The 17,713-nt window shown below is 61.9% G+C and carries 22 protein-coding genes and 1 tRNA gene; 19 read left to right on the top strand and 4 right to left on the bottom strand.

The genetic code is table 11. The annotated features are described in order from the left end of the window. Positions 1-2: 2 nt before the first annotated feature. The 19 genes from ACH196_RS28230 (at position 3) to ACH196_RS28140 (ending at position 15,016) form a co-directional block, all read left to right on the top strand. Positions 3-272, top strand: coding sequence for a hypothetical protein (locus ACH196_RS28230; protein ID WP_396650175.1), 270 nt, complete (start codon positions 3-5; stop codon positions 270-272). Then, positions 269-1,426, top strand: a complete 1,158-nt coding sequence (locus ACH196_RS28225; RefSeq protein WP_396650174.1) for a bifunctional DNA primase/polymerase — start codon at positions 269-271, stop codon at positions 1,424-1,426. Before ACH196_RS28230 ends, ACH196_RS28225 begins: the two co-directional genes overlap by 4 nt. Before the next feature lie 85 nt (positions 1,427-1,511). Further along, on the top strand, positions 1,512-1,700 hold the full coding sequence (locus ACH196_RS28220; RefSeq protein WP_396650173.1) for a hypothetical protein: 189 nt from the start codon (positions 1,512-1,514) through the stop codon (positions 1,698-1,700). A 98-nt stretch (positions 1,701-1,798) separates the two neighbouring features. After that, on the top strand, positions 1,799-2,014 hold the full coding sequence (locus ACH196_RS28215) for a hypothetical protein (RefSeq protein WP_396650172.1): 216 nt from the start codon (positions 1,799-1,801) through the stop codon (positions 2,012-2,014). A gap of 226 nt (positions 2,015-2,240) precedes the next feature. Beyond that, entirely contained in the window at positions 2,241-2,834 is a 594-nt protein-coding gene (locus tag ACH196_RS28210; RefSeq protein WP_396650171.1) for a hypothetical protein, read from the top strand. A gap of 114 nt (positions 2,835-2,948) precedes the next feature. Then, entirely contained in the window at positions 2,949-4,166 is a 1,218-nt protein-coding gene (locus ACH196_RS28205; RefSeq protein ID WP_396650170.1) for a phage portal protein, read from the top strand. Further along, positions 4,156-4,503, top strand: coding sequence for a hypothetical protein (locus ACH196_RS28200; protein ID WP_396650169.1), 348 nt, complete (start codon positions 4,156-4,158; stop codon positions 4,501-4,503). Before ACH196_RS28205 ends, ACH196_RS28200 begins: the two co-directional genes overlap by 11 nt. Then, positions 4,500-5,027: an HK97 family phage prohead protease gene (locus ACH196_RS28195; protein ID WP_396650168.1), complete on the top strand. Its 528-nt coding sequence runs from the start codon at positions 4,500-4,502 to the stop codon at positions 5,025-5,027. The genes ACH196_RS28200 and ACH196_RS28195 overlap by 4 nt, the downstream gene beginning before the upstream one ends. Positions 5,028-5,037: 10 nt before the next feature. Further along, positions 5,038-6,207, top strand: coding sequence for a phage major capsid protein (locus ACH196_RS28190; protein WP_396650167.1), 1,170 nt, complete (start codon positions 5,038-5,040; stop codon positions 6,205-6,207). Positions 6,208-6,260: 53 nt separating this feature from the next. After that, on the top strand, positions 6,261-6,644 hold the full coding sequence (locus tag ACH196_RS28185) for a hypothetical protein (RefSeq protein ID WP_396650166.1): 384 nt from the start codon (positions 6,261-6,263) through the stop codon (positions 6,642-6,644). A 547-nt stretch (positions 6,645-7,191) separates the two neighbouring features. After that, a complete protein-coding gene (locus ACH196_RS28180; protein WP_396650165.1) occupies positions 7,192-7,764 on the top strand; it encodes a hypothetical protein in 573 nt (190 codons plus the stop codon). Further along, positions 7,761-8,165 (top strand): HK97-gp10 family putative phage morphogenesis protein, encoded by a 405-nt coding sequence (locus tag ACH196_RS28175; protein ID WP_396650164.1) that lies wholly within the window; start codon positions 7,761-7,763, stop codon positions 8,163-8,165. The genes ACH196_RS28180 and ACH196_RS28175 overlap by 4 nt, the downstream gene beginning before the upstream one ends. Next, a complete protein-coding gene (locus ACH196_RS28170; protein WP_396650163.1) occupies positions 8,155-8,424 on the top strand; it encodes a hypothetical protein in 270 nt (89 codons plus the stop codon). Before ACH196_RS28175 ends, ACH196_RS28170 begins: the two co-directional genes overlap by 11 nt. Next, positions 8,421-8,741 carry a head-tail adaptor protein gene (locus ACH196_RS28165; protein WP_396650162.1) on the top strand — a complete coding sequence of 107 codons (321 nt, stop codon included), beginning with the start codon at positions 8,421-8,423 and terminating at the stop codon, positions 8,739-8,741. The genes ACH196_RS28170 and ACH196_RS28165 overlap by 4 nt, the downstream gene beginning before the upstream one ends. Next, entirely contained in the window at positions 8,723-9,148 is a 426-nt protein-coding gene (locus tag ACH196_RS28160) for a P27 family phage terminase small subunit (protein ID WP_396650161.1), read from the top strand. The genes ACH196_RS28165 and ACH196_RS28160 overlap by 19 nt, the downstream gene beginning before the upstream one ends. Then, on the top strand, positions 9,141-10,730 hold the full coding sequence (locus ACH196_RS28155; RefSeq protein ID WP_396650160.1) for a terminase large subunit: 1,590 nt from the start codon (positions 9,141-9,143) through the stop codon (positions 10,728-10,730). The genes ACH196_RS28160 and ACH196_RS28155 overlap by 8 nt, the downstream gene beginning before the upstream one ends. Positions 10,731-10,757: 27 nt before the next feature. Beyond that, positions 10,758-13,790 carry a tape measure protein gene (locus ACH196_RS28150; RefSeq protein ID WP_396650159.1) on the top strand — a complete coding sequence of 1,011 codons (3,033 nt, stop codon included), beginning with the start codon at positions 10,758-10,760 and terminating at the stop codon, positions 13,788-13,790. A 3-nt stretch (positions 13,791-13,793) separates the two neighbouring features. Next, positions 13,794-14,180, top strand: a complete 387-nt coding sequence (locus ACH196_RS28145) for a DUF3168 domain-containing protein (protein WP_396650158.1) — start codon at positions 13,794-13,796, stop codon at positions 14,178-14,180. Positions 14,181-14,242: 62 nt separating this feature from the next. Further along, entirely contained in the window at positions 14,243-15,016 is a 774-nt protein-coding gene (locus ACH196_RS28140) for a hypothetical protein (RefSeq protein ID WP_396650157.1), read from the top strand. A gap of 13 nt (positions 15,017-15,029) precedes the next feature. Here the strand turns inward: ACH196_RS28140 and ACH196_RS28135 are convergent, their stop codons facing one another. From ACH196_RS28135 to ACH196_RS28120, 4 genes are all read right to left on the bottom strand, one after another. Continuing rightward, the gene (locus ACH196_RS28135) at positions 15,030-15,506 is read right to left on the bottom strand and encodes a hypothetical protein (protein ID WP_396650156.1); all 477 of its coding nucleotides are present in this window, start codon (positions 15,504-15,506) and stop codon (positions 15,030-15,032) included. A 177-nt stretch (positions 15,507-15,683) separates the two neighbouring features. After that, positions 15,684-15,977 carry a GIY-YIG nuclease family protein gene (locus tag ACH196_RS28130; protein ID WP_396650155.1) on the bottom strand — a complete coding sequence of 98 codons (294 nt, stop codon included), beginning with the start codon at positions 15,975-15,977 and terminating at the stop codon, positions 15,684-15,686. A 299-nt stretch (positions 15,978-16,276) separates the two neighbouring features. Beyond that, positions 16,277-16,351, bottom strand: a tRNA-Glu gene (locus ACH196_RS28125). A 77-nt stretch (positions 16,352-16,428) separates the two neighbouring features. Beyond that, the gene (locus ACH196_RS28120; RefSeq protein WP_396650154.1) at positions 16,429-17,655 is read right to left on the bottom strand and encodes a YcbK family protein; all 1,227 of its coding nucleotides are present in this window, start codon (positions 17,653-17,655) and stop codon (positions 16,429-16,431) included. Between the last annotated feature and the right edge of the window lie 58 nt (positions 17,656-17,713).

Here is a 17,713-nt window from a genome sequence, read left to right as displayed (position 1 = left end):
CCATGCCCAACACGAAAAGACCGGCAGCGCATGAGGGTGCGCCGCCGGCCACTGATCACCGATTTGCTGAAGGACTTCCGGAAGGACAATATTCCTCGCCGGCCGTGAAGGCAAGCCTTCTCGATGCCGCCGCGCATTGGCTTGTCGAGGCCGGGCAGGATGCGCCGCGGCCGATCATGGGGGAACTGCGGCGGCGGTTCGGGCTGAGCACGGGCGAGGCCGTAAGCGTCATCCGGCAGGCGAACCGGCTCCGGGCGGGTGGCGCTTCATGAGCTTCACCCGAGCGGCAGCCGAACCGGAACCGTGGCAAATCAATCCCGCAACGCTGGTTGAAATGCGCCGCTGTTACAATTTGGGTTTCAGCTTGGTCCCGTTGTCCGGCGATGCCGAGCGGGCGAAAAAGCCGACACTCAAATTTCGTGACCGCGCACTGCCGTTCGACGTCGTCGTTCGGCAGATGATCAAGGAACGGTCGAACGCGTTCGGCATCAGGCTCGCCGGTTTAATCGTCATCGACGACGACACCGGCACGCCGGAATCCGAGAAATTTATCCGCGATGCTTTCGGGCAGGTCAGCACCTATCAAGTCGCGACCAAGCGCGGGGTTCAACATTATTTTCGACGCGGCACCGATCCGCGCCCGAAAAACATCCGCCTGCCCGGTGTCGCGATCGATTTCAAAACCGGCGAAAACGAATTTGTCGTCGCCGCCGGTTCGATCCGTGCCGATGGTGTTGCATATCGCGCCGTCGTGGGCCGACTGGAGTCGGTCGACAAGCTGCCGGTGTTTATGGACTGGCGCACAGAAGCCGAGATGGCGAGTCATGTGGATGACGAGGAACGCCGCCGCCGGCCGTCTTCAGGCAAGATAGCCAATGGCGGGCGCAACGATTTCCTTTTCCGGCGGGGTCTTCAATACGCCCGGACCGTCGACACCGTCGACGATCTTATCGGTAATCTCCTAAAGGACCGCGACATTCATTGTGACGAACCGGCCGACGTCGAAGATGCAGAAGTCGAAAATACTGCCCGTTCGGTCTGGCGTTACAAGGAAGAAGGAATTCTCTTTTCCCGCGATAATTCTACCTACCGCATGCCGCGAGAGGCCACTAAACGGCTTCTGGAAATTCCCGGCGGCGAGGACGCATTGTCCTTGCTGAGCGTCCTGCAAATGCAGCACGGGCATCTCGCCGGCTACCTCTTCATGATCATCGCCGACAGCATGCAGGGCAGATGTCTGCCTTTCGGGCAGAAGCGAATCCGCCGCGCTATCGATGTTCTGATTTCCGAAAATTTGCTGGTCCGACACGACAGGACCGGAACCCACCGCGCGCATTGGTACAGCTTGCCTTACGGGGAAGATCACCCCCCGGCCCCCTCAAGGGGGAGACATCGTAATGACCCCCTGCGGGGGGGAGGGTGTTAGTTATATATAGTGTCCAAAATGGCCGTTTGCGGAATTCCGGGCTTTTCGACGGATCGTGTATCGCAAAAAACAGGACGGATGAAAGATGAAAACCCCGATAAATGAAGTTGTGACCGGCGGAAAAATCATTTCGATCGTCCCTATGATCGCGGCGAGGATCATGGCCGAACTGGATGCGCCGCCGAGATATTGGCCCGGCGAGGTTGTAAGCTTCAAAAACCCCGGAAATCCGCAAGCGGCCAAATTGGCCGGAAGCGGAAATGGTGGGTTTTGAGAAAATCGAAAAATCGAAAAATCAGAAAATGCCAGCGATCTGCCCTTGGGAAGGATCGGAGAGAAATCCGGAAAAAAGAAATTCGGGAATTCTGAGAAATGAAATCGCTTTTGGATAATTATCTCCCGCTCAAGGTCACTGCGCATTTAATCGGCTGGGGCGAGTCCACGTTGCGCCGGAAACTACGACTCGCCGCCTGTGGCAAGATACCGAAGGGCGATGTGCCGCCTTGGGTCAGATACAATGGCCAATATTTTTTCTCGCTCGAGGAGGTGCTTCGCTGGTTTCGTCGTAAGATTGAACAAGGCGTTTGATGGAGATGTGGCATGGACGAATTCGCAAGTGTCCTTCGGACACCTGTCGAATCGCAAGCTGTGTTGACCGTGGCTTGTCGAGAGCAGAATGCGTCTCGCTAAAGGCTTGACCGGAAATACCGCCAAGACAATACTGTAGGTATGTTTCAAAGGGTCTTCAAATTTGATTAAGACATCCCGGTCGCTGGCTCGCCATAAGGCTGGTGAGGAACAGCTTTCGAAATCTATGAAAATCATCGCGGAGGCTGGTGGGCCAATGGCGGTGTTGACACGTTACCTCGACGGACTCTCAAACGTTGATATCGCTCTAGCTGAAAACGGACTGGTACTAGATGCAGAAAAAGAATTTGACCGCGCCACTATACAGCTGGCGGCGGCGGCTGCGTTAAAGATTGATGTCGCAAAGCTAGAAAAACTGGGCACACGGAGTGCAGACCTTGAAGTAATAGCGCAGCGCGCTTTTGTGCTCGCGTCGACACGAGTTGATCGGGCTGATTTTGACCAGTCTGAGTTTCAGGAAGAGCTTCGACGTGCTTTCGAAAAAGTCTACCCCGATGCACTGGACGGATTTGATGGGCCAACCGTCACCCTCGCACGAGAACGTATGGCAGAAGCTCGCCGGTTGTGGAAGCAGACCGCAGGTTCGCCCGAGGATTTGGCAAGGTGGATTGCATTTAATGACAGGCACGCCCGGAAAAAGGGTGTCGACTTCGACGACGCGGAAGCCAAGAATAATTTTGTGTGGGGACTATTTGCCGTCTTGCTTGTTGCAATTGTGTTGGTGGCGGTTCTGGTGATTCTTTATTTCCTACTCTTTTAGCACCTTCCAAGACGAAGCTTGCTCTTTCGTTTCGGTGTGTCGCAGTTGATCGCGCTGCGCCGTTGCGCTCACCTTGTATTGATCACCGGATGAAATTCCTATCGACATAGAGCCATGTCGATCTGGACAAAAATCTTTGGCAATTCGCAGCCTGTCGAGGCGAAAGACATCGGGCTCGCTTCGCCCGAACTGTTGACGTTGTTCGGCGGGCTGCCGACGTCCAGCGGCATCGTGATCGGCGAGGCCAGCGCGGCGCGCGAGCCGACTGCCGGCAGCGCGATCAGGCTCTTGGCCGGGGTGCTGGCGACGACGAAGGTGCATCTCTACCAGCGCGGCGAGGATGGCGAGCGCGCCCGCGCCGACAGTCACCCGGCCGAAAAGCTTGTCGCCAATTTCAGCAATAGCTGGACGCCTGCACCCGATTTGCGGCGCGCCATGATGTGCGAGGCCGTCAACCATGGCGTCGCCTATGCGTTGGTTTCCAAGGTCAGGGGTTCGCCCCGTGAACTTATCCAGCTTCCCCGTAGCGCCGTCACCCGCACCACCGACGATGCCACCGGCGAGCCGTCCTTTTCGGTTTCGCTGAAGGGCGGCGGCACGCGCCGATATGCCTTCAGCGATATTTTGGAAATTCGGCCATGGGGCGGCCGTAGCCTCACCGGTGACGGCGCCGACGCCATCGCAAGAGCGCTCACGCTCGCCGATCATGCCGCCAAGCTCTTCCGGAACGGCGCGAAGCCAAGCGGCATTCTGAAAATCCCCGGCCGGCTCAATGAGCTTGCGGCGAAGCGTATCAGCGATGCGTGGACAAGCTCTTTCGGCGGCGAGAACAGCGGCCGCACCGCCGTTATCGAGGAAGGCGGCAGTTTCGAGCAAATAACGATGAGTGCCGTTGACGCCGAATATTCAGCGTCGATGACGGCCGCTCAGGAAGATGTTGCACGCTGCTATGGTGTGCCATTGACGTTGCTCAATCACCTTGAGCATGCGACTTGGAAAAACCCGGAACAGCTTGCGCTGCAATTCCTGCAATACAGCATGTTGCCCGTGTTCGAGAGTTGGCAAGGCGCCTTGGCTCGGTGCCTGCTCACCCCGGAAGAGCGGGAAAATTATTTCTTCGAATTCGATCTCAACGGCTTCGCCAAGGCCGATTTGGCGACGAGGGCGGCGGCATATTCGACGCTGATCACGGCGCGCGTGCTCAATCCGAACGAAGTCCGCGCCAAGGAAAATATGCCCGGCTATGGCCCGGCCGGCGATGAATACGCCAATCCCGCAATTTCGCCCGGCCCGGCCGGCTCAGCATCGGAGGCCGCCGACGATGGCGAGTAAGACCAGGGCGAATTTTGCCAACATGCCGGAGGCCATGCGGCCGCAGCCCGTGCCGAACGCGCCCGGTGTGACGTGCTGGGCGAGTTTCGCCGCGATGCGCCAGCTTTGCGAGGCCACCGGCATCGGCGCGCCCGGACAGGTCATGGCGGAACTTCTCCGGGCGAATCCCGCCACGATCGAAGAGGCCGTCGCGCGGTTGGTGCTGAATCCCGATGGCACGCGCTGGAGCGGCACGCCCGACGATCTGCCGGTGGCGCTGATGGAACTGGGCAGGCTGTTGGCTGACAGCGTGCACCGCCGGCTGTTCGGCTCGCCGTTGGTGCTGGAGGTGGAATGATGTCCGACACCGGCACCCATGTCTCGCTCGACATCAAGGCCGTCGACGATGACGGCACCTTCAGCGGCTACGCCAGCACCTACGCCGTAGATCAAGGCCGCGATGCCGTCGTGCCCGGCGCCTTCGCCAAGAGCTTGGCCACGCGCCCGGCCGGCAGGCTCAAAATGTTGAGGGACCATGATCCCCGGCAGCTTATCGGGACGTGGATCGACGCCAAGGAAGACGGCACCGGCCTATGGGTGAAGGGCAAGCTCCTTCTCGACGTCGCCGCAGCCCGCGAAGCCTACACGCTGCTGAAAGCCGGCGCGCTGGACGGGCTGAGCATCGGCTTCAGGTCGATCCGCGACCGCTGGGATTCCGCGAAGAAAGTCCGCTTTCTTGAGGAAATCGATTTGCGGGAGATCAGCCTGACGGGTTTTCCGATGAACGAATCCGCCACCGTGTCGGCGGTGAAAAATGAAGAATTCGCCCGGCGCATCGTCGGGGCGATCGAACGGGCCGACGCCCGCATACGCGCAGCCTAGGAGATCGAAGATGCGCCATTTCTCGAAAGCAGAACTGAAGGCGAGCACCTCGCTTCGCCTTGAAACCAAGGACGAAGGCGGCAACACCGCCGTCGAACAGGCCATCGCCGCCTTGACCGGCACGATGGAAACCAAGATCGGCGAGCTTCGCACCGAACTGAAGGCGGCAACCGATCGCGCCGACGATTTGGAAACCCGGATGCAGCGCCCGGCCGTGGCCGGCGAGGACAGGGCCGCAACACCGGAGCAGAAGGCGTTCACCGGCTATCTGAAGTCCGGCCGTGAGTCCCTGTCATCCGATGAGGTGAAGGCGCTGCGCGTCGCCGATGACACCGCAGGCGGTTACCTCGCGCCTGATCAGTTCATCGCGGAAGTGATCCGTGGCATCGTTGAGCGCTCGCCGATCCGGCAGGCCGCCCGCGTCGGTTCCACCAGCGCCGGCAATGTCATTTTGCCGAAGCGCACCGGCCGTCCTACGGCGCGCTGGGTCGGCGAGACCGAAACCCGCACCGGGACCGAATCGACCTATGGCCAAGTCGATATCGAGGTGTTCGAAATGGCCTGCTACGTCGATGTCAGCCAGCGCTTGCTGGAAGATGCCGCCGTCAATGTCGAGGGCGAGGTTTCGTCCGATCTCAGCGAGGAATTCGCCCGGCTGGAAGCGCTGGCGTTTTCGCAGGGCGATGGCGTCAAAAAGCCGATCGGCATCATGGAAGCCGCTGGCGTGCCCTACACCTTCAGCGGCAACGGCAGCACCTTGGGCTCCGCGCCCGCTGATCTTCTCATCGACGCCTTCTATGCACTGCCGGCCTTCTATCGTGGCCGCGCCACATGGCTGATGAACGGCAAGACGTTGGCCGCGATCAGAAAATTGAAGGACGGCAGCACGGGCGCCTATTTGTGGCAGCCCGGCCTGACGCTGGACACGCCGGATACGGTCTTGGGCCGGCCGGTGATCGAAGACCCGACGATGGACGACATCGGCGCCGCGGCCGAACCGATCATCTTCGGCGATATCAGCAGCGCTTACCGCATCTATGATCGCGTCGGGCTTTCGATCTTGCGTGATCCTTACAGCGTGGCGACCAGCGGCTTGGTCAGGTTCCACGCTCGCCGCCGCGTCGGCGCCGGCTTGGTGCTCGCTGAGGCACTGAGAAAGATTCGCTGCGCGACCAGCTAAGGCCGCGCCGCTCCGCCCCGAAACGCAACGCGCACCTGAAAAGGAATTCGAACATGCGCGATATCGTACACAATCTTGGCGTGGTGAACGCCCTTTCCGCCGCTGTCCAGTCCGCATCCGTCAAAACCAGCGCCGTCGATACGAAGGGCTATGGAAGCGTGATGCTGGTCATCAACAGCGGCGCCATCGCTTCCAGCGGCAACTTCACGGCCGTGCTGGAAGAGAGCGATACCACAGTTGATGGCGACTTCAGCGCCGCTGCCGCTGGCGTCACGCTGGGCAGCATCGCCAATCCGTTGACTGCCGATGGCATCTTCAAAATCGGCTATGCCGGCTTCAAGCGTTACGTCCGGCTCAATCTGACGAAGAACAGCGGCACGTCGGTGGCATTTGGCGTCACCGCCATCCTTGGCCGGCCGGCGAGCGCGCCAGTCTGACACGAGTAGTCGCGCGGGTTCCCTTTCCTTGCCCCGCGCTCCGCAGGCGGCGACTTGCGAGACCGTCGCCGCTTGCAGGTGGGCGGTGTTGCACTGGCGCCGCCCGCCAGTCACAACGTAGGAGGCAGCCGTGCCACGCGCCGCGCCATCGATCTGCCCGCACTGCAACCGCCTGAAGGCAAGCGGCACCCGTTGCCAGTGCCAGCCTGCCCGCGTCGATCATCGTCCCGGTGCGGACCGTCGCGGCTATGATCATGCCTATCAGGCTGCAACGCGCGGCTTCCTCGCCCAGCATCCGACATGCTCATGCGGTCGACCGGCAACGCTGGTGCGCCACAAGATCAGCATCCGGCTCCGGCCTGAACTGAGGCTTGATCCTTCGAACTGGGCGCCCGGCTGTCGGTCCTGCAACGCCAAGGATGCGGCACGCGACAAGGCGGGGGTAGGTCGAGGTTTGAGCCGATCGGCCCCTAACCGCGCCCCCCACTCTCCGCAAAACAGCGGGGATTTCAGTGGGTTCGGTTTTTTCGCTGTGGGGGTTGATTAAATGCTAACCCGAATTTCCGCGCCGCTGGTTGAGCCGATAACCTTGGCCGAAGTGAAGGCCGCGCTCGCCGTGATCGGCAGCGCCGATGACGACTTGCTTCAGCGGCTCATAACCGCCGCCGTGGCGAGCTTTGACGGTGCGGATGGCAAGCTGGCCCGGCCGCTCATCGAACAGCGCTGGCGCCTGTCTATGGACCGCTTTCCGGTTGGCGTGATCCGGCTGCCGCTGCCGCCTGTGATCTCGGTCGAGACGATCAGCTATGTCGACACATCCAGCGAGGATCAGGAAATCGATCCGTCCGAATATTCCGTCTCCGGGCTGGGCTCGACGGATCATGCAATTATCTCGCCGGTGAGCCGGTGGCCTACCGGGACGGCGGTGGCGATCGAATTCACGGCTGGTTTCGGCGACGATCCGGAGGACGTGCCGCAGGATGTCCGCGACGCGCTGATTGCGACGGTGGGCAGCCGTTTCGCATGGCGTGAGGCCAGCATTCTCGCCCAAGGCTCGCTTTCCGAAAATCCAGAAGTCGCCGACGCGGTCGACCGCTGGCGCGTGAGGGGCTTCGGATGACCGTCACCGGACTCGATCGCCTCAATGCCAAGCTGCGGCGGATGCCGATCGCCGCCAAGGCGGAGCTTGAAAAGGCCGTTGCCGAAGGCGCCCAGCGCGTCGCCGTGCTGGCGAAGGGCTTGGCGCCGGTCGAAAGCGGCGCGTTGCGGGATAGCATCCATGTCGAGCCCGGCCGGCACGAGCTTGCCCGGCGCATAGTCAGCGGCGGCGAGGCAACCACCGTAACCGCCCGCGCTGGCCATGGTTCCTACGATTACGCCAAGGGGCAGGAGTGGGGCACCGATGAAATGAGCCCGAATCCGAGCCTTTATCCGGCATTCCGCGCGCTGAAAAAGTCGATCACCGCCCGGATGAGCCGTGCCGCCCGCAAGGCCGCGAAAGGAGGCGGAAATGCTTCGTGATAGCGAAACCGCGCAACTGCTTGATGCCGCTTGCGATCTTGCGCTTGCGATTTGCACCGCGCCCGATCCTTGCGCGCTGGTCGAGCCGGAAATCGCGGAAGTCTATGCCCGGCAGCACGGGCTGAAGACGAATTTGGAAACGCAGGCCGTGCTGGCGCTGGCGCTGATCATGGTCGAACGGAAAGGGCCGTTGATCAAGCTTTTCCGGGAAGACTATGCGCTCGCCGCCAGCCGGCCTGAATCGGGAATCGTACAATGATTGCCGCCGGGCAGTTCGATAGACGGATCACGGTGCAGCGCGCCACAGAAAGCCGCGATCCGGGCACGAATGCCGTGCTGGAAAGCTGGGCCGATCATCTGGTCGACGTCCCGGCCAAGGTGACCCAGTCGGCAGGCCGTGAATTCTTGGATAGCGACAAGGTCACGTCCGAACGTCGCGCCGTCTTCACGGTGCGCGGTGTCCCGGCCACGGTGCTTGATCGTGTCATCTTCGAAGGCCAGACGTTCAATATTTCCGACGTCCGCCCGCTGTTCCGGAACAGATTCTCCGAACTCCAGTGCGAGGCTATCCAGTGACACGTGGTCCCGTTTCCCGGTTGAAGGTTGTTGCCGCGCCTGAGCCCGTCACGGTGCCGCGGCACGTCCCGGTTATCGTCCGCGACGTCTATGTCGCCGCTGCAAAGGTGCTCGCCGATCAGGGCCGTCTCGACGCCGGCAACACCATTTTGCTGGAAAACTATTGTGCGGAAATGGCCACCGCTCGCCGTGCCGAACGGGCGGTGCAGCGGCAGGGCTCATTTTTCCTGAAGAAAGGTCAAAGACCGCAAAGCCATCCCGGAATCCAAATCGCTCAGGAATCCCGCCGGCAATGCCGCATGCTGGCATCTAGGCTCGGGCTGATACCGGAAACCCGCGACGCCAGCCGGGCGGCATCCGGTGATTTCGTCGCCGCCGATGATGACGAGGACTTCGGCGATGTCTGACGTCCGCCCGGCTTGGATTTTCGACGATTCCCCGTTGCCCGATCCGCATGGGTTCGGCGAGCGTGCCGTCGCGTTCATCCGCAAGCTGAAGCACCCGAAATCCCGAAAGAACTTTTCGCTAGATCGGTGGCAGGAACGTATCGTGCGGCGCGTCTATGGCGACACCGACGAAAACGGCCGGCGCAAAATCCGAACCGTCTATCTCAGAGTTGGCCGCGGCAACCGGAAAACCAGTTTGGTCGCCGCGCTGAGCCTTCTGCATATGCTTGGCCCGGAAAGGACGCCCGGTGGACTGGGCATCGTCGCTGCTTCCGATCGTGAACAGGCAAGGCTGACATGGCAGGAAGCCGTTGGCCTGATTTCCATGTCGCCGACGCTCAGCAAGGCGACGAATAAATGGGAAGCACCGTCCTATCGGTTGAATCACCCGAAGTCCGGTTCTGAATTCGTCGCGATCTCTTCGGATGGTGACAGCAAGCACGGCAAAACGCCGTCGTTTGTCGTCTGCGACGAAGTGCATGCATGGCAGGGGCGCCGGCTGTGGGCAGCGCTCACCACCGGCTTGGTGAAGGTGCCCGGCACGCTTTTGCTGGTCACCACTACTGCCGGTGCTGGCACGGAATCGCTCGCCTTCCAAATCGAGAAATACGCCCGCTCCGTCGCGTCGGGCGCGATCGATGATCCGTCCTATTTGCCGGTCATTCTGGAAACGCCGGATGAATTCGATTGGCAGGACGAAAAGGGCTGGGCATGGGCTAATCCGGGCTTGCCGCATTATCCGGATATTGTTGGTTTGCGGTCTCTTGCCCGGCAGGCCCGGCACGTCCCGGCCGCGAAAGCCGAATTCCAGCAATTTCATCTAAATCAATGGCAATCGGCCGCGCTCAGCCCGTGGCTGGATATGGCCGTCTATGATGAGTCCGGCGAGCCGTTCGATATCGATGATTTGGAAGGGGAACAGTGCTGGGTTGGCGTCGACTACGGCGCCGTGCACGATCTCACGGCCGTCGTGGCGGTGTTCCCGCGTGATGATGAATTCTATGTCGCGGCATGGTGCATGCTGCCGGAAGACGGGTTGCTCCGGAAGAGCGAACAGGACGGCGCCCCATATCCCCTCTGGATCGAGGAAGGCCACGTTATCGCCACTGAGGGCAACGTGGTCGACCGCCGCGTGCTCGCCGACAAGCTCCGGGAGCTTTGCGAGACCTTCAGCGTGCAGGAAATTTCCTATGACCCTTACCGGATGCAGGACGTCGCCGCCGAACTGAGCGACGAAGGCTTGCCGATGGCCGAATTCCGGCAGGGCTGGATTTCCATGTCGCCGGCCGTCGAATCCGTCCAGGCATCGATCCTCGCCGGCAAATTCCGGCATGGCGGCAATCCGGTTTTGCGCTGGTGCTTCAATAACGTGGTGACCCGCACCGATCCGGCTGGGAATCAGAGCTTCCACAAGGGCAAGTCGCGCGGCCGCATTGACGCCGCCGTGGCCGCCACCATGGCGCTGCACCGAGCCAGCCGCGGCGAGACCGTCCTGAGCATCTATGCCACCGATGAGCGCGCCGGTGGACTTTTGTTTGTGTGACGCATGGCCGAAATCGATAATCACAAATTGGTCGTTTCGCTTGAGGCGAGAATAAAATCCTATGAGAATTCGCTTGCCCGTGCGCAGCGGCAGACCGACCAGCGCATGAAGGGCATCGAAAATGCCTTGAAGCGGCCGCAAGCCGAATTTCAGAAGACGGCGGACGTCGCCGCCCGGAGCTTGGCCAAGATCGAACGGCAGTCCGCGACCAGCGCCGCGGCGATCTCAGCAAGCTTCAAGGCCGTTGGCGCCGGGCTGGGTGCTGGCCTTGGTATCCAGCAATTCACCAAGTTTGCCGATGCCAGCACCCGCATCACCAACGGGCTCAAAGTCGCAGGCGTCGAGGGCAAGGCGCTCGCCGATACCTATCAGCGGCTGGGCAAGATCGCGCTGGACAATGGCGCCAGCTTCGAAGCAGTCGCCGGGCTTTATGGCAAGGTGACGAAGGCATCGAAAGAGCTTGGTATTTCGAGCCGCGACGTCGAGGAATTCACGCGCCGCGTCGCCGTTGGTCTCAAGGCGTCCGGCACCGATGCGCAGCAGGCCAGCGCCGGCATTATGCAATTGAATCAGGCGCTGGCATCCGGGGTGCTCCGAGGCGACGAATTCAACAGCGTGGCCGAAAACCTGCCCGTCGTGGCCGAAGCCATCGCCAAGGGCATGGGCGTCACCGTTGGCCGTTTGCGTGAGCTTGCCGCCGAAGGTGCGCTTGATGCCCGCACCGTTTTCCAAGCCTTCATGCGTGGCAGCGCCGATCTCGATGCTCAGGCGGCAAAAACCAGCACGACATTTTCGCAGGCGTTCCAGAATATCGGCACCGCGCTAACGATCGCAGCCGGCAAGTTCAACGAAACGACGGGCGCGAGCCAAGCCTTCGCCGATGCCGTCAATACTTTCGTTGTGCCGGCGATCACCTCTCTCGGCGAAGCGATCGCCACCACCAACGAACGGCATGCCGCCCTTGGCCGGCAGCTTCAGGACTTTGCACAGCGCTGGGGGATTGAGCAGGCGGTGCTTGATGCCGTTGCGGCGTTCAAGGACTTGGGCAACGTCACCGATCCTTTGTTGGTGGCATTCGAAGCCGCTCAGGCCAAGGTGCGCGCCGCAAGGGGCGCCCTGAAGCAGGACTTCGAAGGCGTCGCCGACGATTTCAGCGCCGCCATGGCCGAACTGAAAGCGGCCGGACAGGATGATGTTGCATCCGGGCTTGCCGTCGCCTTCGTCGATCTACAGGCCAAAATCGGAGCCGGCACGGCGGAAGCTCGCGACTTCGATTCCGTCATTGCCGGCTTGGTGAACACCGGCAACACCATGGCCGATCAGGTCGCCGGCAAACTGGAAATCATTTCCGGGAAATTCGCCAATGCCGGCGAGGCCGCGAAAAAGGCATTCGATGATGCCGGCAAGGCATTGGCCACCGCCTTGGGCGAGAACGCCTTGGCCGTAGTGGACGCGCTCGCCGGCCGGCTGGGCGACACCCTGCCGGCAGCCGTTGGCCGCTTCAGCACGGCTCTACGGCAGGCGTTGGACTTGCTGGGCAAGATGGACGCCAGCAGCGCCGCCGTGGTCGCTCAGCTTGAGGCATCGCCGGGATTCCAGCCCGGCGCCTTGAACACCGGCCCGGCAGGCGGCTTCCTGAATTTCGATGATGGCACCGCCACCCCGGACAATGATCCGTCGAAAATCCCGCTGCCGGATCAAGTCGACGTCACCCCGGAACGCCGTGTCGATCCTTTCCTCGGCGATGCCGGCGGCCGTGGCGCCGACAAACTGAAGCAGGAAGCGCAGAAGGCCGCCGACAAGCTGAATGATGCCATCGCCCGGCAAACCGGTGTTGCGGTCGACGCAGCCACAACGCTTATTGGCCAGTCGGAAAACGCCAACGCCAGCACGATCAACGCCTTCCTGAAGCGCGGCGGTGTCGATCTCAATGCCGCGACCACGGCATGGTGCGCAGCCTTCGTCAATTCGGCACTGGCGCAAGTCGGGGTGAAGGGCACCGGCAGTGATGTCGCAACCGACTTCCTGAACTGGGGACAGGCCGTCGATTTGGCCAATATCCAGCGCGGCGACGTGTTGGTTGATCCGAACGGGCGCCGCGCCGGGCAGACGGGCGGCCATGTCGGTTTTGCCACCGGGCAGCTTCGAATTACCGCCGAAGGAATCCAGCAAGTCGAGATGCTGAGCGGCAATGCTTCGGACAAGGTTTCAGCGGACTGGGTAAATGCCAGCGAGATCGTAGCGCGCCGCGCGACGGATGCCTTCCAAGTTCCGGCCGCTGCGCTGCAAAACCTGACGACACAGTCCGCCGAAGCCAAGGCCGCAACCGAGGCTCAGACGGCCGCCCTTGAGGCACAGAAGGCCGCCTATGATGAACTCGCCGGGATAGGCGTCAATGCGCTGGGCAACCTCGCAACAGCGCTGGCGGACGGCAAGCTTGAGGGCCGGGAGCTTGTGCAAATCCTGATCAGCATTGCCCAGCAATTGCTTTCGATGAAAAACATCGGCGCGTTGTTCGGCGGTGCGACGTCGGGCGGCGGCGGCGGTAGCATAATCGGCAATATCTTTTCGGCGATCTTCGGCGGCTTCGGCGGCACGGCTGATCCATGGCAAGGGCTGCGGTTGGCCGAAGGCGGCCGCGTATCCGGTCCCGGCGGGCCGACCGGCGACAAAATTCCGGCGATGCTCAGCGATGGCGAGCATGTCACCAACGCCCGATCGGCGAAGAAATACGGGCCGCTGCTCGCCGCCATCAACGCCGATAGGCTTCCGCACCTCGCCGCTGGCGGCGACGTCGGCACGATGATGTCAGCCGGCGAGCGCTACGCCAGCCGGCAGGCGGAACGGCATAGCGCGTCCGCCCGCTCCGGCTTGGTCGGAAGCGTCGCCCGCGATCGGCCACGGCAGGCGATCGACATCAACGTGAGCGGCGCGAGGGGCAACAAGGAAATCACCGACATGGTGAGGGAGGGAGTCGGCGCCGCGATCCGGGAAAATAATCAGAAGGCCGTGCCGCAAATCGCGGTTCGATCCGTCACCGAATATCAGCGGAGAAAATAGCCGATGTCCGCGCTACCGATCATCGAAGCCATCTTGAGCGCGACCCCGGCCGTCACCGCGATCGTGTTCGATCGGATTTTCTATTCGGTCGCACCGCAGGGCGCCGCGCTGCCCTATCTCGTGATGATCGGCACAAGCGAGGCCGATGAGACCTTGCTTCAGGGACAGGCACAGTTTCCGGAAGGGCTGGTCTCTGTCGCCTGCTATGCCGCCGACTTCCCGGCAGTCGAGAGCTTGGGCGATGCCGTGATCAGCGCCCTACAGGATGCGGCCGGCGAGTTTCGCGGCAAACAGGCCACCGTGACGCGCGACGGCGGCGGCAGCTTCGATTTCATGCCCAGTGACAGGGTACATCGCCGCGTCGAGAGCTTCGCGGTCCGCTATCGCTGAGCCTTGTGCATCGCGCCCGGAGGGGGATTCACGACACGGAATCAACGGGCTAGATTCCCGCCATGACGAAGCGCGCCGATACCCCGCAGCGAATGAATCGTGACCGTCGCGCCCATTTCGTAAGCGCAACGGCGGTGATCCTCGCCGAAGGCCAGCCGACATATTTTCGGAATGAGGCCGCTTGCCGTTACGGGCTGCGTGTCCGGTTCATTGGCGAAAGCTGGACATGGTCGGAGGCCGATGATCTCGCCGCCGATATCGTGGCCGTCGCGCTCAGGGCGATCGGCGCGAAGCGGCCATCATGGGCGGAAGGCCAGCCCGCATGGACGCAGGATGCCTTTGCGCCAGTCGAGCGGACACGCTGCCGCCGGTGCGCGAAGCAGCTCAGCGGGCCGGAATCGCACTGGGGATGGGCAAAGGAATTCTGTTCGACCCTTTGCGCCGATGCCGCCCGCAAGGCCGGCGAATGCCGCAACCGCGAAGAATTCCACGAAGCTGCCCGTTGCGCCGGTCTGGCCAAGAAAATGCGCCGCGAGCGGCCGTGCGAAGAATGTGGCACATGGTTTATCCCGCCCCGGCCGAAGGGACGCTTTTGCGGCAATGCTTGCGCCCGGCGCCATGTGATCAAGATGCAGGGGCGGCGGCTTCTGGACGACAAGAATTGCCAATCGTGCGGGGTGCGGTTTCACCCGCTAAAAGAATCCCAGAAAGCATGCAGCCAATCTTGCGGCGCCAAGCTTCGCAGCCACGGGCCGGAGCGCAGCCCGCAATTCCTTCAGGCGCCGGCATCGTCCTTCCGGTGCGAGGATGCCACCATGCTGGTGGCGGCGGAATAAAATCTGAGCAGCATCATACCGCCCGTTTTATGAGAAGGGTGATGATTTCCCAGACTGTCCCCGCGATCGGAATAAAAGTGAATGCGCCGCCGACCAAAATCATTATGGCGCAGGCAATTCGGGCGCCCGCTCTGGCGTGATTGGCTAGATGCCATTGCACATTCAGATAATGCGATATGAAGGCGGTTCCGTCGTGTGTGTCTCTTTCGGACGTTGAGTTTAGATTTTGCATTATTTCGCGATCGTTTTTTGCTTCTGAAATCCATGCAGCGGCTACCCAAAGCGACGTTGCTTCTCTGATCGCTCGTTGCTTTCTGCCCCACATCATCCAGTAATCGCGCTGCTCCATGTCGTAATCGAACGGAGTTGCATAGCGATCCACAATTTGGGGTACGCTCATACGATACGTGATAGACGCTCCAGCTAGCAGCAGCGTCCCAAAAAACAGGAATGCCAAACGGCTTGTGATTTCAGTCAGATCGATCTGCAACCAAGGAATCGCTGGCCCTAGCAAAGTCCGCAGCACAATCGCTAGCACGGGCAAATAGGCGAGAAGCCTGAGCGGCGACGAGCGGCCAAATGGTCGGAGGCGATCCCAAGTCGCCGTATCCGTCGCCAACTTCAGGAAACGTAGTTTCTTTCGCACATCAGTCCCAGCCGGCCGGCATCAAAGTGAATTGTGGTTCTTGAACTTTGGCCAACGGTTGTAGCCGATTGATGGATCGTTGGCGCGAAGCGTGACGATGTAGTGCTTCTCCATCGCGTTCACTTCCTGCCGTGTCGCAGTCGCCGACTCCCACAGGATGTCGCGGGTTATCGTGAAGCTCCGCCGCTCTTCCGGGGTGAAGTCCATGGCGATGTATTGGCTTCGCGGGCTTCCGAAATAACCGATGCTGTCGGTGACATCCTGCCCGACATAAATCTTCCCGTTTGGGTATGTGATTTTATACACAAGGCTCATCGCGACCCCCGTGGCGGACCATGCCACTGTCACCCCGATCTCGGCAAGATCATCACGTCGCTCAGGGCGCCGATCCCAGCCTCGCCCAGCACGCCCAGCCTTCGCCTGCTGCTCTGCACCCGCGGCCGGCCAAGGCGCGCCAGCGTGCCCCAGATCGACGCCATGGGCATGTCAGCCGGGCGCCGTCCGGCAGGCGCGAGGGCAGGGGATTCGCGCCAGAGTCCGCCGTTGTTCGCCCGTGCATAGTGGACAAATAGTGGACAGGTAGTCCGAAAAACCAGCTAAGTGCTTGATTTTGTTGGTACGCCCAAGGGGAATCGAACCCCTGTTACCGCCGTGAAAGGGCGGTGTCCTAACCGCTAGACGATGGGCGCAGCCGACGCGAGGGCTTATAGTCAGTTTGAAGCGCGTGGGCAACCCGGCTGCGCACACGAAATCACGCTTTTTTCAGCTACTTGCGGCGGCTGCAACGCCAGTTCCAGTCGCGCTCCGGTCCGACGTCGACATGCACCGAATTGGTGTGGCAATAGGTGCCGACGCCACCGCGTCCGGGCATGGCGCGCGCGAAATTCGCCAGTTCCCATTTGCCGACGCCCGGCACCTGGATGTCGGCGGCCGCGCAATACATGTGGAGCGAGTTCTTGGCGCCGCGGGCGCGGATGTTGCGCAGCCGGCTGCGGTAGCCGGAAGTGACGATCAGCTTCTTGCCGTAGCGCTGCTCGATCGTCTTCAGGACGCGCACAAGCGACGGCTTCAGGCAGGCGACGTCGACGCTCTCGGTCTGCTTGAGCAGGCCGTTGGGCGCCAGCCGCGCCATTCCGGCGGCGGAGGCGAGCCGAACCGGGCTTTCCTCGTCTTCCTCGTGCAGGTCGACGTCGCTGTCGTCATCGATGCCGGACTTGCGCTTGATCTCGAAAAGCGCGGTCGTTCTCCGCACCCCAGGCAGGCCGTTGTCGTCGCCGCCGTAGGAGGCCAATATCACGGGCTTGCGCGTTGGGGCTTCGTCGAGGTTGAGGACGGGCTTGGCGTCAGCCGCTTCCTCGATCACGCGCTTGGCGGGGCGGTTCTCGATGAAAGCCGTGGGCGTGGTGTTTTCGATTACCGCCTTGGCCGGCTGCTGCCGTTGCGACGCGGCCGCGGTGCTGCGGTCCTGCCGGATCATCGGCGATGGCGCGGCCGACGCCGAGCTGGCGCCGAACAGCGAACCGAAGAGCGACTTTTTCTTGGCCGGCTGCGCCTGCGGAAACTCGGCGGCGGTAGCGACGACTTCGCCCGCAGCGGCGGGAGTTGCGGCGGCGCTCTTGGCGGGCTCTTCGTCCTTCGAAGAGCCCGGCTTGGTTTCGGCCAGCGCCGCTGCTGTCTCGGCTGCGCCGGCTTTTGCGGCGTTTTCGGCATCCGCCGCTACCGCGGGTTTCGCCGCCTCGTCTGGTTTCGCGGCCTGGGCCTGTGCGGCTTCGGCGGCCTGCGCGGAAGGCGCCTGCGGCGTGGTCGGGAAAACGACGGCCGGATTTGCAGTGGGCAGATAGGCAACCTGGTCGGGAAGCTTCCCATCGCCATCCGGTTGCGCTGCGGAGGCCGTCACGGTCGCGGAGGAAGTTTGTTCGTCGGTCTGCGCGAAGCCTGCGCCGGTCTGGGCAGGAGAGGAAGCCGCCATCGTCGGGGCGTTGTAGCCTTGCATTCCGGCTTCGAAATCCGGCGTACCGGACGACGTGCAGGATGCAAGCAATACGGAGAAA

Origin of the sequence: Mesorhizobium sp. IMUNJ 23232 (genome assembly GCF_044326205.1) — a bacterium.
Lineage (GTDB): Bacteria > Pseudomonadota > Alphaproteobacteria > Rhizobiales > Rhizobiaceae > Kumtagia.
Note: the sequence above shows the minus strand (reverse complement) of the source record. Positions and strands in the feature narration are given on the sequence as shown.